8 protein-coding genes and 1 other RNA gene are annotated in these 17355 nt (G+C 51.8%); 5 read left to right on the top strand and 4 right to left on the bottom strand.

The features are described 5' to 3' along the window. Positions 1–275 precede the first annotated feature (275 nt). From ACS5NO_RS23735 to ACS5NO_RS23745, 3 genes are all read right to left on the bottom strand, one after another. Positions 276–1913: a two-component regulator propeller domain-containing protein gene (locus tag ACS5NO_RS23735; RefSeq protein ID WP_439417437.1), complete on the bottom strand. Its 1638-nt coding sequence runs from the start codon at positions 1911–1913 to the stop codon at positions 276–278. 560 nt (positions 1914–2473) lie between these two features. Continuing rightward, positions 2474–2846: a transfer-messenger RNA gene (gene ssrA, locus ACS5NO_RS23740) on the bottom strand. Between the two features lie 37 nt (positions 2847–2883). After that, entirely contained in the window at positions 2884–3513 is a 630-nt protein-coding gene (locus ACS5NO_RS23745) for a hypothetical protein (RefSeq protein WP_439417438.1), read from the bottom strand. Positions 3514–3722: 209 nt separating this feature from the next. On the opposite strand from ACS5NO_RS23745, the gene ACS5NO_RS23750 reads away from it, so the two are divergent. From ACS5NO_RS23750 to ACS5NO_RS23770, 5 genes are all read left to right on the top strand, one after another. Then, positions 3723–7079 (top strand): ThuA domain-containing protein, encoded by a 3357-nt coding sequence (locus ACS5NO_RS23750; protein WP_439417722.1) that lies wholly within the window; start codon positions 3723–3725, stop codon positions 7077–7079. 177 nt (positions 7080–7256) lie between these two features. Continuing rightward, entirely contained in the window at positions 7257–7661 is a 405-nt protein-coding gene (locus ACS5NO_RS23755) for a BlaI/MecI/CopY family transcriptional regulator (RefSeq protein ID WP_439417439.1), read from the top strand. 21 nt (positions 7662–7682) lie between these two features. Then, complete coding sequence (locus ACS5NO_RS23760) at positions 7683–9644, top strand: M56 family metallopeptidase (RefSeq protein ID WP_439417440.1); 1962 nt, start codon at positions 7683–7685, stop codon at positions 9642–9644. Between the two features lie 130 nt (positions 9645–9774). Further along, positions 9775–13350: an SNF2-related protein gene (locus ACS5NO_RS23765; RefSeq protein ID WP_439417441.1), complete on the top strand. Its 3576-nt coding sequence runs from the start codon at positions 9775–9777 to the stop codon at positions 13348–13350. Between the two features lie 450 nt (positions 13351–13800). Continuing rightward, complete coding sequence (locus tag ACS5NO_RS23770; RefSeq protein ID WP_439417442.1) at positions 13801–14598, top strand: hypothetical protein; 798 nt, start codon at positions 13801–13803, stop codon at positions 14596–14598. Positions 14599–14649: 51 nt separating this feature from the next. Here the strand turns inward: ACS5NO_RS23770 and ACS5NO_RS23775 are convergent, their stop codons facing one another. Beyond that, positions 14650–17169: a PAS domain-containing sensor histidine kinase gene (locus ACS5NO_RS23775; RefSeq protein WP_439417443.1), complete on the bottom strand. Its 2520-nt coding sequence runs from the start codon at positions 17167–17169 to the stop codon at positions 14650–14652. Positions 17170–17355: the final 186 nt, after the last annotated feature.

The raw sequence follows: 17355 nt of genomic DNA on the forward strand, positions 1-17355 counted from the left end.
CTACTTACTCTTGACTGACAAGTAGATTTTGGCATTGGCCCATCTCCCCCTAGCCCATTGTGGTATTTTGAGTTTCTACTGGTATACCAAAAAACGAGCCGGATAATTTCATCATTTCGCCCACATGCCGGTAGATAAACCCGATTGAAGCCGTTTCTTCATTAAGTCGAAGATCGATGTTCTCTGCTGTAATTTGATCGAAAGCAACCGAACAGGTTGTCCGGTTTTGGGCTAATATCTTTAAAAGTACCTCTTACGGCATCGTTATTATTACGCTATTTTTTTGCCACGATTTTCATAAGGAGTTTAACGTCGTCCAAAATCGCATTACCAGACTTAGACTGATAAAAGTGCTTTTCTGATGCATAATCGATCCCCCAATCTGTTCGATCAATGGTCAGCGTGCCATTCAACTCGATAGTTCCGTCCATTCCGTCCTTAAAATACATTTTGGCTGGAAAAGTAACTGTTTTCGTGATGCCCTCAATGGTCAGGTTCCCTGTAACTTTTATATTCCCATCGTTAACTCTTACACTTCCATCATTTGGAACTTTTGTATTTCCATCGTTCCCTGTTTCAACCTCCGTAATTGCGAAGGTTGAGACAGGGAATTTTTTGACATCAAAAAATGCAGGTAATTGATTGAGTGAACGTTGATCGACAAAATTTTCAATTGTATTCATGCCGACTTCAACGGCACCGCCCACCAGATGACGATTTTCGATCAACAATTCTCCTTTTAACAGATCGACCTTTCCTGTATTGGAACCATCACCAAGAAACTTAGCGCCTTCCCATTCACCAAGTAGCCAAGAAGCTTTCCATATTACCACACTCTGTTTCGTATCTATGGTATATTTTTTCTGACCTTCTTTATTATAAAAGTCCGTGATGATCTTTCCATCATAACGATACACTCCGGTCGCATCTCCAAACCAAACACTTCCATCGTTCGCTTCCAAAAGACCCAGAAAAGCATTTCCTGACCTAATTTCGGTTACAGTGGGCTTATTACTATACAAGGACCTTGCATCATAACGGGAAAGTGCCTGGATCGTCGAATTAGCAGGATTTACCGGACCAGTAGTCCAGATGTTTCCTTTTTTATCTTCGATGATAGCATAAGCACCTCGCTCCGATACCTTAGTAAAGGTACCGTCGTCATAGCGCCAGAGGCCACCGGGTAGTCGGCCTCCTTTAAAGCCATTGAAACCGCTGAGCCAAATAGTGCCTTTTCGATCTTCCATTATACCCCAAACCTCGAGAAAGGGCTCGCCTTGATGGGTTAAAGTGGTAAATTTCTTCCCATCATAAACAAAAGCGTCGCCCCTTGCGCCAACCCATAATTTCCCGGTTTTATCTTCAAGGATGGTAGTAATATCATTATTCAAATGCCCTTCTTTATAAAAAAGCGGGGCATTCGGGTTTTTAAAATTTCGAAAAGACTTCCCGTCGTAGCAACTCAGGCCATTCCCCGTGCCGAACCAAATAATACCGGCTTTATCTTCATAGACAGACATAACCCGGTTATCTGCAAGCCCATCCCTGGTAGTAAAATGTTGAAAGGATTTCCCGGTGTGATAATAAACGCCGGAATCAGTAGTAGCGAACCAAAGATTTCCTTTGCGATCTTCCAGGGCGTCCCAGAATCTATGCTGACCTATTTTACTTGTAAGATTAGTAAAAGATTTTCCATCGTATCGAAAAACATCCCCAAACAATGAGTTGTTGGGTCCAGCAATCAAAATGGTGCCATTTCTGCCTTTTTTTAAATGACGAACCATCATATTAGGCCCCATGTCTTTAATTTCGGTCTTGATATTATCTTTTGGTACGCTTGTTTGGTTTTGTCCACAGGAAGTGCAAAAAACAAACAGCAAGAACAAAGGACATACATACACGAGTTTATTCATTTCATTTTTTGTTTTCGAGGATTTCAACAAAGCTAGAAGCTTTTATCCTGCCCTCTGTCAAGGACCTGTAAAAGAAGTTTAATGAATCGTAAATGCCGCTTTTACGCAATGTGGTCAATGTCATGAATGCCATCGACGTCGTCGACAATGATAGCAATCTGAAAAAATGTTAGACAAAGGCGGTTTATTGATCGAACTGCGGAAACGGCTTAACCTGTGGCTGTATTTCAATGTACGCCGAAAAATCTGCACGATTGATTTCGTGGATGACGCTGTCGGAGGCAATTGTTCCTGCTTCGTCTTCAGACAGATCTGTTTATATGGTCACGTTGTTTGAAGCTGTATGGAGTATGTTTGTACCGGCGAAAGGACAGTGACCCATTGTTTGGACAAATTGTTGTCTTCTGGTTTCGATAGAAATGGGTATTTAAAGGGGTATTTTGCGGTGTTATGGAGTGCTTCTGACATCAAAATTTTGACTTTTCTTTGCCATTTTCTTGCCATTTTTGAGGATATGGCAAGAATAAGCCCTGTAAATACTTGATTTACAGGGCTTTGTGAAGTGGAGACGCAGGGAGTCGAACCCTGGTCCAGACAAGGAAACCGTCGTGCTTTCTACATGCTTAGATGCGATTGGGATTGTCGGGAATCGGTCAGGCCCGCATCACGCCGTACCTCATCCTTAGGTATTTTTGTCTCGCTCCGTAGTCAACACCATTACCGGAACCAGCGCTGCGAGTCGATGCCCCAGAGTCCAACCCAGCAGCACGTAGGGTCGGTGAGACAATGGCATTTGCTAATCCTCCGGATTAAGCAGCCATGGCGTAGTTATATTCGCCAGTTATTGTGTGAAGGTTTGTTATACAGGAAATGCCCTCAACTCCCGGCATGCTTACACGCAGCGTCAACAAGCTGTCAATTCCGGTCGTCCCCAGAAACGTGTGCTAAGAATAACACAAAGGTACGGAAATTAGTTTTCCTTTCCTGCAATGATTTTTTCTGTCGCCATCAGGCTGGTCAGCCAGGCCGTATACAAACCGGTTTCAATCGCCACCGCCCGCTCGGCGTGGCCCTGCCAGTCGCCAAAAAATGTTTCCATCTGCCGCAGCATCTCGGCCAGGTGTCCCTCCTCTTCCACAATGATCGACCGGACGTTCACCTTGCTGCCCGACTCGGTCAGTACGTCCTGGTACACCGGATACAGTTCGTCGGCCCGCACCTCAATGGCGTAGGTCACCAGCAGGTAAGCCGCGTATTTCAGTTCCGCCCCCGCAAAACCCAGCGTGTCCTTCAAATACCGGCAGACCTGCACATCGAGCCGGTTGAGGTACGCGTGGCTGTCGTTCGGAGCCAGCAGATAAGCCGGTTCGTAGGTCGGGCAGTCGGTTTCGGCCACTTTCTGAATCTGCTTTTTCAGATAATACGCGTGCCGGGCTTCCTCAGCCGCGTGTTTGAGCATCAGCAAATCGACAGTGGTTTTGGGTTCAGCCGCCGAAATCTTGCGGGCCCCGGTATTTTCCATCATCGACAACGTGTTGAGCCAACGGGCGTGCAGCGAATCGTCGGCCACGATATGCATTAAAAGGTTTGTAAATTCCATCCAGAAATTTGAATTGATATCCCGCAAAGATACGGCACAGGCGTGGGTCGCAGACCGTTTTTTTTTGTACTTTTGAAGCTTTGTAAAAGTCTATTTGAAACCCGAATCTTTATAAGCCGGTTTCTTGACCACGTAGTATTTTTTAACTAACCTCTATGTATTCTGACAACCCCCAATCCTCATTGCGCTTTCGGGCATTCCTGTCGTGGATGCTGGTGGGATTCCTGACGCTGTCGACCCTTTGGGTGCAGGCGCAGCCCCCCCAGAAACGTTTATTAGTTTTTTCTAAAACCGCCGGTTTCCGGCACACGTCCATCCCAGCCGGCCAGCAAGCCCTGATGAAACTGGGCAAAGAAAACGGTTTCGCCGTCGATACCACCGAGAATGCCGCCAAATTTACCGAAGCGAACCTGAAACGCTACAATGCCGTCGTCTTCCTCAGCACCACGGGTGATGTCCTGAACGATGGTCAGCAAGCGGCTTTCGAACGCTACATTCAGGCCGGTGGCGGCTTCGTCGGGATTCACGCGGCTGCCGATACGGAATACGACTGGCCGTGGTATGGCAAGCTGGTGGGTGGGTATTTTGCCAGCCACCCCGGCAATCCGAACGTGCAGGAAGGCGAAGCTTACGTCGTCAGCAAAGACCACGTTTCGATGTTCGGTTTCCCCGATCGCTGGAAGATCAAGGATGAGTTTTATGATTTCAAGAATGTCAACCCCGACGTGACGGTTCTCGTAAAAATCGACGAGAAAACCTACAAAGAGGGTAAAATGGGCGACAACCACCCGATGTCGTGGTTTCATGAATACGATGGCGGTAAAGTGTTTTACACCAACTTCGGCCACCCCGACGAAACCTTCACCAATCCCGTTTACCTCAAGCATTTGCTGGGCGGTATTCAGTATGCCGTTGCGCCGAAACTGGATTACACGAAAGCCAAAACGCTGCCCTTTCCGGAAGAAAACCGCTTTAACAAGGAAGTGCTGGCCGAGAAACTGGACGAGCCTACCGAACTGGTTGTGCTCGACAACGGCAAAGTGCTGTTCACCGAACGGAAAGGCGCGCTGAAAGTCTACGACCCCAAAACCAAAGTTACCAAAGTGGTGGCCACTCTGCCGGTGTATACCAAGCAGGAATACGGTTTGATGGGGATGAACATCGACCCGAAATTCAAGGAAAACCAGTGGCTGTACCTCTATTACTCGCCAACCGTCGAAAAATGGAAAGCCGATACGGCCCAGCACCTGTCTCGCTTTAAGTTCGATGCCGAAAAGAACGAGCTGAAAATGGAGAGCGAGCAGGTCATTCTGCGGGTTCCGGTGAAACGCAACAACGAGTGCTGCCATACCGGCGGTTCGGTAGCCTGGGATAAGTCGGGCAACCTCTACCTGTCGACCGGCGACGATACCAACCCGTTCGAGTCGCGGGGCTTCAGTCCGTCCGACGACCGGCCCGGCCGCGAGAGTTTCAATGCGCTGGTGACGTCGAGCAACACAATGGATCTGCGCGGAAAAATCCTGCGCATCAAACCGCTCGACAACGGTACCTACGAGATTCCCGAAGGCAACCTGTTCCCGAAAGGCACGCCCAACACCCGGCCCGAAATCTACGTGATGGGCAACCGGAACCCGTATCGCATCTCGGTGGATCAACGCACCGGTTTTCTGTACTGGGGTGAAGTTGGCCCGGATGCCGCCAACAACATCGAAAAATACGGCCCGCGCGGCCACGACGAAGTGAACCAGGCCCGCAAAGCCGGGTATTACGGCTGGCCTCTGTTCGTTGCCGACAACAAGGCGTATCGTCATTACAATTTTGCCGACAGCACCTCCGGCCCGTCCTTCGACCCGGCCAAACCGGTCAATCCTTCAAAATTAATCAAGGGACTCAGCGAGTTACCCCCGGCCCAGAAGGCCTTTATCTATTACCCGTATGCCGACTCGCCCGAATTTGGTCCGATTGTCGGCAAAGGTGGTCGGAACGCGATGGGTGGCCCGGTGTATTATTACGACGATTATCCGGAAACGCCGGTGAAATTCCCGCGCCATTACGACGGCAAGTTTTTTGCCTACGACTGGATTCGTGACTGGATTCACCCGGTAACGATGACCAAAGACGGTGATTTTGTGAAGATGGAAACCTTCATGCCAAACACGAAATTCAGCCACCCGATCGACATGCAGTTCCACAAAGACGGTTCGCTCTATGTGCTGGAATACGGCAGCAACTGGTTCGCTCAAAACGACGACGCGCGCTTGTCGCACATCACCTACAACGCCGGAAACCGCAAACCGCTCGTGGTTGCCAACGCCAGCAAAACCGTGGGAGCCGCGCCCCTGGCCGTTCAATTCAACGCCAAAGGTTCGCTGGACTACGACGGTGACGCGATCAAATACGAGTGGACCTTCGGACAGGGATTGCCAAAAAGCACCCAGGCCGCTCCCACTTTTACCTATGCCAAACCGGGTGTGTATACGCCGACGCTGAAAATTACCGATGCCGCCGGAAATGTTTCGACCAAGAAACTGGAAATCCGGGTTGGTAACGATGTTCCAAAAGTGGAAGTGGCCGTGAAAGGCAACAAAACCTTCTATTTCGACAACAAACCGGTGGAATACGAAGTCAAAGTGGCCGACAAAGAAGACGGTAGTTTGACGACCGGTAAAATTAGCCCGGAAGACGTCACGATGACCATCAACTACCTCGAAGGATTCGACAAAACGCTGCTGGCGCAGGGCCATCAGGCCAACGTCGGTTTTGCGACCGGCAAACGGCTCATCGAACTCAGCGACTGCAAAGCCTGCCACAGTGTCGACAAAAAATCCATCGGACCGGCTTACCAGGAAGTGGCTAAAAAATACGCCAAAGAACGCCGGGCGGAGATTGTCAACAAACTGGCGAAGAAGGTGATCGAAGGCGGTGGCGGTGTCTGGGGTGAACAGGCGATGAGCGCCCACCCGCAATTGAAAGAAGACGAAGCGAAAGAAATGGTGAGCTACGTAATGTCGCTGGGCGACAAAAAGCAGGTCGACAAAAAACCGCTGAAAGGTACCTACACCGCACAGGCGAAAGAGAAAGACGGTTCATATCTGTTCTCCGCCAGCTATACCGACAAAGGCGGTGCTGTAATCGGGCCCCTGACGGGTAGCTCGACCGTTGCGCTGCGCAGTGCCAAGATGAAAGCGGCTGCGTATGACGGCGGGAAAGACGTTTCGAAATACAAACTGCCGTCCGGCAATGAAGTGGTATTCGGTGCCAAATCGACCGGTTTCTTCTTTCTGGATGATATCGACTTGTCGGGTATTCGCAGTCTGACGGTGCTCGGTTCGGCATCGTCACAATACATGGCGGGCGGCACCCTGGAAATTCGGCTCGATTCGCCCACCGGAACGCTCCTGGGCTCCGGCGATGTAAAAAGTGATAAATCGGAGCCGGTGAACATTGCTTTCAAAACCCCGGTTACCGGTCAACACAAGGTGTACTTCGTTTTTGTCAATCCGAATGCCGGCAGCAAACCGCTGTTTGCGTTGAGCGACATTCAGTTTAACGGGGAAACGATGTAAGGTATCTCAGGATTAAAAAGGGTTGTATCGCAGAGATACGCAGAGGAAATCAGAGTTACGCAGAGAAAAACTCCGCTCGACTCCTTTAACTCCGCTCAACTCCGCGATACAACCTTTTTTTTTGCAAAAAATATCCCTAATAATTTGTTCGTACGAAATATTTCCTACCTTTGAATCATGAACGATTCAAAGAACAAAAACACCCCTTCCACCGAGCCGACGAAGGCCGAGTTGGAAATCCTTCAGGTGCTCTGGCGACACGGCCCTTCTACCGTCCGGTTTGTCAACGAAGAACTGAATCAACAGAAGCGGGAAGTGAATTATTCCTCGACGCTCAAGCTGATGCAGATCATGTTTGAAAAAGGGCTGGTCCGGCGCGACGAAAGCCAGATGAAACACAAATACGAATCGGCGGTTGAGGAAAGTGTTACCAAGAACCTCCTGCTCAACCGCTTTGTCGACACGCTCTACGAAGGCTCCGCCACCAATTTGATGCTTCAGTTGCTCGGCAACCAAAAAACGTCGAAAGAAGAAATCGAAGCCATCAAAGCATTGATCCGCAACCTGGAGTCCGATCAATAACCCTTTCTTCTTTCTCCCAACATGTCAACAACAGATTCTATTTTGAACGCTTTCTGCTGGATGCTGATCCATTCGCTCTGGCAGGGAATTCTGGCCGCGGTCTTAGCCGGTCTGGTTATTCTTTCAACGCCCAAAGCGGGGGTCCGGTGGCGGTATGGCCTGCTGGTTTCGGTGGTTTGCCTGTTTCTGCTGGCCTGCGGTTTTACCTTTTTCCAGCAACTGGCCCCATCCGGTGTCAGCTCTCCCACCCTGGTGACTCCTTCAGGCAATGAAACCCTTCCCTCCTTCCGGCAAACCCTCATTCCAGCATCGGCGGGGCCGGAATCCACGTTTTGGCAAGCTACCGTCCAATTTCTGAATACGCACACTGATTGGATTATATTGATCTGGGCCTGCTGTTTTTTGTTCAAAGCGGCTCGCCTGTCGATCGGCTTGCGGCATTTGCACCAGTTGCGCCATCGGAACATCCATCCGCCAACCGAGCGGTGGCAGTCGGAATTGCGTCGCTTGTGCGGTTTGCTCGGTATTCCGAAAACCGTCCGGTTGCTGGAATCGGAACGCGTACAGGTTCCCGTCACCATTGGCTACCTCAAACCGCTGGTTTTGGTCCCGCTGGGTCTGCTGGCATCGCTCTCGCCGGAACAGGCCGAAACCGTTCTGCTTCATGAACTGGCGCACATTCGGCGGAAAGATTACCTGGTGAACCTGTTGCAATGTGTGGTCGAGACCGTGTTTTTCTTCCATCCGGCCCTGCTCTGGATTTCGGCGCTGATTCGGGATGAACGCGAAGCCTGCTGCGATGACCTGGTGATGACCACCGCCGGAAACCGAAAAAGCTACCTCGAAGTGCTGGTACTTTTCCAGGAAACTCAGCTTGGTGTTCTTCCGTTGGCAATGGGCTTGGCCGACCGGCGGATGCCCCTCCTGAACCGGGTGAAACGGATGCTTTCCAAAGAAAACCAGCCGTTGACCAGCCTGGAAAAAACCCTGCTGGTGCTGGCACTGGTGGGCATGACGGCATTCACGTTTTTACCCGAAACCTCACCGGCTCCCCTAAAAACCAGAACCGGGTTCCAGCAAGCGGAGCAAAAACCGGCTCCTGCCGGACAGAAACCACAACCGCCCCAAACGCCCGCGGCCAAACCCAAGAAGAATGCACCGAAAAAAGCGGCTTCGTCCAAACCAAAACCCATCCAACCGTTGGTGATCGACACGATCCGGTTTGAAAAAAAGCCTTTCACCAGCATCCGGTTTGATCCAACCAATCAGCAGAACAGCCAGGATGTGACCATTACGGCCATTGATGAAACCAGCAAAAAATACACCATCCTGAAGCGCAACGGACAGGTGGCCGGTTTGTCCATCAACGACCAGCCCATTCCGACGAACGAGCTTTCCCGGTATACCGATCTGTTCCAACAGGTCGATCGCTTCTTCGGGGAGCATTTGGAACGAAAGCAAAAACGCATCGCAGAGCGACTGGCCGGAAACCAGGTGGAACACAAACGGAGCCAGGAGATAGTGAAGCAGGCGATGGCGTACAAACAGGAAATGCTCCGAAAGGAAAGAGCGGAATTGTTCGACAAGAGCCGGGAATTTCATCCGCAGAAAGAAAAACTTCGTTTGCGGGAAAAAGAAACGCTTTTGCGGGACAAGGAAACAGCTTTCCAGATTTCTTCCGTAAAAAAGAAGCGGGAATTCGATCACGCCCGGATTCAGCCGGATGTCGACCGAATCCACGGCATCATGGCCGATCTGGTTCAGGAAGGCATTGTCCAGGATTTGGATGACATCGACTGGTTTGGTCTGAGCGAGACGGAGCTGATCGTCAATGGCCGAAAACTATCGCCCGAACTGCACGAAAAACTGCGGAGCAAATACGGTATTCGACCGCAATACGGTTTGTATTACGGCCCCGTTCAAATGTCCGGCACCGGTTTTTTCCTGGATCGGAAGGAAACTTCCACCCCATCCAAAGAGTAAACCAGCGATACCAATAAAACCGGTCTTCTCCGGTAAAGCCGTCGGATCACTCATCTGGCGGCTTTTTGATGCAATTCCCGGAACCCGGATGCCATTTGCGTAACAGGGTGTTTCTGCCGTATTTTGCTTTATGAGAGGGATTCAAGGAGGTGGCAAAACCACTGTTCCGGCTTACGGCAAAACCTGGTGGGGACAGCAATGGCTCAACGCCCTGACCAAAATCGACTGGTCGAACCGCCTGCCACGGGGCCGGGCCTACGCCAACAAGGGAGCCGTGAAGGAGGTTCAGATCAAAAACGGCAGCATTGAAGCCCAGGTGCAGGGCTCAAGACCGCGCCCGTATAAAGTGACCGTCAAAATCCCGGCTTTTACCGAGCGCGAAAAACAACAGCTTGTCGATGAAGTGCTGACCAACCCGGCTTTACTGGCCCAATTCCTCAACCGCGAACTCCCCGCCGACCTCAACGACTTTGCCGAACGCAACGGCATCCGGGTGTTTCCGCGCTCGTGGGCGGATTTTCCCATGAGCTGCTCCTGCCCCGATTTTGCGGTGCCCTGCAAACACCTGGCCGCCGTGGTGTATCTGATTGCCAACGAAATTGACCGAAATCCGTTTGTGGTCTTCCAGCTTCACGGTCTGGACTTGTTGCAGGCTCTCAAAAGCCGGAACCTCGACGTCAAAAAAGGCACCGCCGTGTCGATTCCGACGGCTGCGGAGTTGGCGAAGCCGGAGCCGTTCGACCCAATCGCACCCGATGAAAGCATCTGGTCGACCCTCGACTTCAGCCGGATGAGTCCATTGGGTGACAAGTTGCTGAAATTATTACCCGACAACCCGATTTTCTGGGAGAAGAACTTTAAAAATACCCTCGGGAAAGCCTATAAGCTCGCGGCAAAAGGAGCGGCAAAAGTTAAACGGGAAGACACCCAAAAGCTTGACTCCTTTGCGTGGCACCACGACCTGGCCCTGCATTTCGACGCTTCGTTTCGCCTGCAACGTCTCTCGTTTCGCGATGACGACGAGCAAATCGCATCGGCCAACCAGCCCGACAACCTGAGCCAACATTTCTGCAACACCCTGCTGACCGATGACCTCCGGGTGGTAGAGCAGGCGTCGGACTCGCTTCGGGCCTTATACTGGATTCAGCAATTTTGCCTGAAACTGCTCGAAAACGGGGCTATTCTGCCGCAACTGCTGCAAGTCGAAAAGAATACGTTTGCCGTTCGCTGGCTTCCGGCGACCAACGAAACCACCGTCAAAACGCTGTTTGACCAGTTGCTGTCCATCACGCCCGTTAACGTGGTCAGGGTGTCGCTGATGGACAACCAAGCCGGTTTTCAGGCTCCTGTCGAGCAGTTGTTTACGCTTTGTTCGCTGTTTCTGAGCGAATACATGCGTCAGTTTACGCAACCGCTGGGACAGTCGTATTACGACTTCAAATCGCGAAACCAAACCCAGTGGTTTGAGTGGCCCGACGAACTGTTTTTCCAGCACCGCCCGGTTTCGTTCGACGGCAAGGGCATGAGCGATTTCCCGGCGACCATTCAGCTCTGGCTCAATCCGTTTTACATTACGCACAAACAATGGGTGCCGCTGCTGCGTGTAGCCGACACCGACCTGGGTGAACAGTTTAAAGTGGACGTGCTGGCCGAAGACCGAAGTCAGCCCCTGCAACCGCCGGTTGAACTTCATCCCTTTCTGACCCAAAAGCAGTTTGACCCCGTCAAATTTGATTTTTTGCAGGATTTGATATTACTGGTCAATCATTTCCCGCAACTGAACGCCGTTGTGCGGTCGCAGGGGCAGAAAAAGGCGGTTTTTGATGCCCGGACGTTCGTCGAAATCTTGCTCGAAACGCTCCCGGTGATGCAACTGCTGGGCATCTCAATTCTGTGGCCCAAATCGCTGCGGGAGTGGATTCGGCCGCAGGTGTCGGGGCAAATCAAGAAAACCGCTACCGACAAAGCCGGTTCCTTTCTGGACCTCGATAACATGCTGTCTTTCGACTGGCAGGTGGCACTGGGCGATGAACGGCTGTCGCCCGGGGAATTCAAAAAACTGGTGAAAGGCGCATCCGGTCTGGTCAAAATCCGGGATCACTACGTGCTCATTCAACAGGACGAATTGGATAAGCTTTACAAAAAACTCGAAAATCCGTCCAAACTGACGGGCAACGATTTACTGAAAGTGGCGCTGGCCGAAGAGTATATGGGGAACCACGTTGGGTTGTCGCCTGACGTCATTGCCCTGCTGCGCGAACTAACCCAACCGGCGCCCGTTTCGTTACCAAAGGGCTTGCGGGCCGACCTTCGCCCCTATCAGCTACGTGGTTACGAATGGATGGTGAAAAACACGCGATTGGGATACGGCAGTCTGATCGCCGATGACATGGGGCTGGGTAAAACACTCCAGGTCATTGCCCTGTTGCTGAAATTTAAGGAAGAAGGCCGGTTTGAGAAAAAACGCGGGCTGGTGGTGGTGCCGACGACCCTGCTGACCAACTGGCAGAAAGAAATCACCCGATTTGCACCCGGTTTACGGGCTGAGATCTACCACGGCACCAAACGCCAGCTTGACCTAGACGACTGCGATGTGTTGCTGACCACCTACGGATTGGTTCGCAGCGACCTTGATGTGTTGAAAAAACAGGCGTGGCACACGATGGTGATCGACGAAGCGCAGAACATTAAAAATCCGGGGGTGGAACAAACCAAAGCCGTGAAGGCCCTGAAAGCCGATGTAAAAATCGCCATGAGCGGAACGCCCGTCGAAAACCGCCTGTCGGAGTTCTGGTCGGTGCTCGATTTTACCAACAAGGGCTATTTGAATACCCTGCCAAAGTTTATCAACGAATTTGCCAAACCGATTCAGATGGAACGCAATCAGGCTCAGCTTGAGGTGTTTCGCAAAATAACCGCGCCATTTCTGCTGCGCCGACTCAAAATCGACAAAAGCATCATATCGGATTTGCCCGACAAAGTCGAAAACAACCAGTATTGTACGCTCACCAGCCAACAAGCCGCGCTCTACGAAGGGGTGGTTCGCGAAAGCCTGGATGCCATCCAAAGCGAAGACGGGATCGCGCGCCGGGGACTGGTGTTGAAGCTCATGACGGCGCTGAAGCAAATCGGCAATCATCCCACGCAGTATACCAAAAAAGGCCAGCCCAAATCCGAATGGTCGGGCAAAATGGCGCAGTTGTTCGAACTGCTGCCCACGATGTATGATGCCGGCGAAAAAGTCCTGATTTTTACGCAATACCGCGAAATGGGCGAATTGCTGGCCGGGTTTATCGAAACCGAATACGGCACAAAACCGCTGTTTCTACACGGCGGCACCGACCGCAAACAACGCGATGCGCTGGTGGATCGCTTCCAGACCGACCGCCATGCCAACACCTTCATCCTGTCGCTCAAGGCGGGGGGAACCGGCCTGAACCTGACGGCTGCCAACCACGTCATTCATTACGATTTATGGTGGAACCCCGCCGTCGAAAGCCAGGCGACCGACCGGGCCTTCCGGATTGGGCAAACCCGCAACGTGATGGTCTACCGGCTCATCAACCAGGGAACGATGGAGGAAAAAATCGACGCCATGATCCGTTCCAAACGCGAATTGGCCGACCTGAGCGTATCGACCGGCGAAACTTGGCTCGGTGACCTTAGCAACGAAGACCTGCGGGCGTTGGTCAGACTGGAGAAGTAGAAAACCGGAAGATTAGAAAACAATTCGACCTGCCTAGTTATAAATAACTAATGATCACTCCCGTATCGAGTTGCTGCTAACTGATACTATTTTACCATTTCTGTCTGGCAACTGGCAAAATCTGGAAAATGATGACGCAATTTTTCAAGTGGCTTACTTTGGGCGGCTGCGGACTTTCATAGAATGAACTACTCATTTTCGAAAAACTACCGTTAAACGTATAAGTATTTTTACTTCCCGAAGCAGGCTGACAGTAGACTTTTCGGCCTGCTTTTCAATAAAGCCATCCTTCAAACGCCATCGAATTTTCCAAAAGATTTGGAAAAACGAATTGTGGCCTACTTCCCGCCATTTATTTATCCAGATCAACTCGGTACCAATTTGAACTGGCTTGCTGCCGGATGTCCATCTATTTTTAGGGGATCACGCCATATCGTATTGACTGATGTTATGAAACCCGTTATTCTTATCCTTCTTGCAACGACCTCATATCTGTTTTGCGGCTGTGAGCCGGAAGACCATGCGCTGGTGGTCAGCACCTACCATGGTCACACGCTGCAATTAATCGACCACACCACCGTTCGAAGCATCGGCGAGCGAAACCACCAGGCGGTGTTGGTGTTTGACGGAAAAACCGTGTGTGACTACAATGCCGGGTTCCCGTTGTTGCCGGAGCAGTATCCAAACTGGGTCATTCGCAACTACGACCTGGAGCTTTCCAGCCCCGATCAGACACCCTGGACCGTTTATATGTCGCCCAAAGCCTTCAGCCGGGCCGAATTCGACCAGTTTATTGCCTGTTTCGAAGCCAAATGGAATGACATCGATTCGACCCTGACGCATTTCAGCACACCGACATCCGGCAAAACGGGTCGCATCGAACGGGTGGTATACGGCGAAGCACCCAGGCCCCTGGTGTTCCGGCCGGCCCGCCTTCGCTACCAAACCGTGTATGGCCCCAATGCCGACCCCGAAGAAACTTTCATCATCCAGCCCGATGGCACCTGGTCTTTTCAGATCGCCGGCAACGGCGACGGGAGTCGTTTTGTAGCCAATGCCGCCAGTGGAATGTTGATGGCGATCAACGGAGAATTGTGGCTCGAAAAACCATTTGTGATCGATCATCCCATGCTCAGCATTCGGCCCGACATGCTCGACCTCTCCGACTCAGAATACTTCCGGTCTTTTGCCGACTCAACCGGAAAACCGTTGCTGAGCATCATGAAATATCCTTTTACGACAAATTAGCCCTTCGATCGGTCAGGCAGGCGGCAGACTTTTTGTGCTGGTTGAAACCGGTCAAAGATGAGTACCGCGTTCTTTCCGCAGGGATTCCGCCACGGGGAGATAGACGCTGAACGTGGCTCCCAAACCGGATTGGCTCGTGGCGGTGATGGCTCCACCGTGGTTGGACGCAACTTTCTCACAGATCGCTAGACCGATGCCGGTTCCGGCAAATTCGGCCTTGCCATGCAGCCGTTGAAATACCTGAAAGATGCGATCTACGTATTTCTGTTCGAAACCGATTCCGTTGTCTTTTACCTCGATGCAGTGGTAAGCTCCGGCGGCCCGGGCCGGTTTTACAGTTGTCGGCAACGCGATGCTGCTCACGATTTGGGCCGTAACCCGAATCTCGGGAGTCACCAGAATCCCATTGACTCCCTTCCGGCGAAATTTGAGTGCATTGCTGAGGAGATTTTGAAAGAGCTGTTCGAGTTGCGACGAATCGCCCGGCACCGTCGGCAGCGGATCGACCGTCACCACGGCTTTTGACTCCTGAATCACCAGTTCCAGGTCATTAACAACGGTTTTGACCACAACCGCCAGCGAGACCGGCTCAACGGTATCCTGTTGCGTGGAAATGCGCGAAAACGTCAGCAAGTCTTTGATGAGGGCCGACATCCGGCCGGCCGCCAGTTGCATGCGCTCCAGGTAGTTGATGCCGTCGCCCAACTGAGAGAAGTACTGATTTTTGAGCAGGTCACCAAATTGCTGTACCTTTCGCAGCGGTTCCTGCAAGTCGTGGCTGGCAATGTAGGCAAACTGCTCCAGGTTTTCATTGGAACGCATCAGGAGCTGGTTGGATTCGGAAAGTTCCTCATTGGTCGTTGCCAGTTCTTCGATGGTCGCGGCCAGTTCTTCGTTGGTCGACGCCAGTTCTTCATTGGTGGCTTCCAGTTCTTCCGTTCGTTCCTGCACCTGGTGCTCCAGGGCAATCTGTATCTTCCGTTGTTCCGTTATATCCTGCGCCGTTCCGACCAGCCTGAGCGGTTTTCCCTTTGCATCGATAAAGAGCCGGGCCTGGGCGTGAATGATCCGCACCTGCCCCGTCAGGCGGTTGATGATCGGATGTTCGTTGTCGTAGAAACCGGACGATCCGGGCTGGGTCACAGCCGCAATGGCATCGGCAACCGACTGCCGGTACTCATCCGGCACCGGATTAAAGGCTTCATCCATGCTTTTGGTGTTTTCCGAAAAGCCCAGCCAATGCATGAACCGGTCCGAATAGGTGAACAGGCCGGTTTCTACCTCCATGCTCCAGGTGCTGAGTTCCGCCAGTTCGACGGCATCCCGCAGCGCACTTTCGGCTTCTTCGATTTTTTGGCGGGCGCGCCGTTGCGCGGTAACGTCCAGCGCTACATTCAGAATGGCATACACCTGGCCCTGCTCGTTGGTCAGCGGCTGGTAGGTGAAGGTAAACCAGAAGCTCTGCAAACGGCCATCCACTACCAAATCGGCCTGCTGTTCAGCCGATTGGTAAGGCACGCCGGTCGTGTAGACTTCTTCCAGCAAACCGATAAACGGCTGTCCTTCCAGTTCCGGCAAAGCCTCTGCCAGTTTCATTCCAATCACGGCGGGGGTTTTCCCCCAGACGTGGATCATGGCGTCATTGGCCATTTCGATGACAAAATTCAGGCCCGCATACACCGCCATCGCCACCGGGGCCTCCGCAATTAGCGTTCGGAAACGGGCGTCGCTTTCCCGCAGAGATTCTTCGGCCAGTTTCTGATCATGTACGTCCACCACCGTTCCAATCATTCCCTCATACTGTCCGTCTGCATTAAAACGGGGGGTACCACTGTCGATGGCCCAGCGATAGTGGCCGGCTTTGCTGCGCAAGCGATAGAGGGCGGTGAAAGGCACCTGCTTTTCATTGGCCTCAATAAATTGCGTTCCGGCTTCTTCCTGGTCGTCGGGGTGCGTCATGTTGAGCCAGCCAAATCCTTCCGCTTCCTTGTCCGACTGACCGGTGTGGTCATACCACTGCTTGTTCAGGTAGGAACAATAGCCATCGGGTTCGGTAATCCAGAGGATGGCCGGCATGGTTTCGACAAGCTGGCGGAAATAATTCTCAGTTTCCTCCCCTTTTTCTCGCCCGGCTACGGAAGACGCTTTTTCAATGCAAACAACCAGTACCCCGCTGATTTGTCCGTTATCGTCATAGGCAGGACTGCTACTGAGAGTCCAGTAAATAGCATCCAGCCGGTTGTTTCGGAAAAGGGGGATGAGCAGGTTGTCGCTCCAGGTTGCTTCGCCCGTTGCCCGTACCTGGTCGATCAGGGGGCTGATGATGGGCCAACTCTCCGGCCACACGGTTTCGCCCTTCCGGCCCAGCGCACCGGGGTGCTTTCCTTCCACCCCGAAGCTGGCGCGAAACGCATCGTTGTAAAAAAAAAGGAGATCGTCACCCAAGAACAGAAACATCGGAAACCGGGACGACAGAATCAGGTTCAGGGTGGTTTTCAGGCTCTGTGACCAGTTTTCAAGCGGTCCCAGGGGAGTTGCAGACCAGTCAAACGAACGAATGCGGCTCTCCATCTCACTTCCTCCAGCCGGGAAGTCCGGAGAAGACGCAGGTTTATTTATACCAGTAGAGTTCATAAAGCAAATACGCAGCGCAAAGGCAAGGAAAAGAATATCGAATAAGTTAACGGAATGTATTTTTAACAAATAAAAAGGGGAAATTCTGATTGTATGGCCCCTAATACACGCATTTTTTCATCT

The organism is Larkinella fluvii, from assembly GCF_051857545.1.
Classification (GTDB): domain Bacteria; phylum Bacteroidota; class Bacteroidia; order Cytophagales; family Spirosomataceae; genus Larkinella.

Bases quoted from the DNA above. Each gene is read 5' to 3' on its own strand.
- ACS5NO_RS23770 (WP_439417442.1), top strand. From the start codon at position 13,801: ATGAAACCCGTTATTCTTATCCTTCTTGCAACGACCTCATATCTGTTT.
- ACS5NO_RS23750 (WP_439417722.1), top strand. From the start codon at position 3,723: ATGCTGGTGGGATTCCTGACGCTGTCGACCCTTTGGGTGCAGGCGCAG.
- ACS5NO_RS23775 (WP_439417443.1), bottom strand. From the start codon at position 17,169: ATGGAGAGCCGCATTCGTTCGTTTGACTGGTCTGCAACTCCCCTGGGA.
- ACS5NO_RS23735 (WP_439417437.1), bottom strand. From the start codon at position 1,913: ATGAATAAACTCGTGTATGTATGTCCTTTGTTCTTGCTGTTTGTTTTT.
- ACS5NO_RS23745 (WP_439417438.1), bottom strand. From the start codon at position 3,513: ATGGAATTTACAAACCTTTTAATGCATATCGTGGCCGACGATTCGCTG.
- ACS5NO_RS23765 (WP_439417441.1), top strand. From the start codon at position 9,775: ATGAGAGGGATTCAAGGAGGTGGCAAAACCACTGTTCCGGCTTACGGC.
- ACS5NO_RS23760 (WP_439417440.1), top strand. From the start codon at position 7,683: ATGTCAACAACAGATTCTATTTTGAACGCTTTCTGCTGGATGCTGATC.
- ACS5NO_RS23755 (WP_439417439.1), top strand. From the start codon at position 7,257: ATGAACGATTCAAAGAACAAAAACACCCCTTCCACCGAGCCGACGAAG.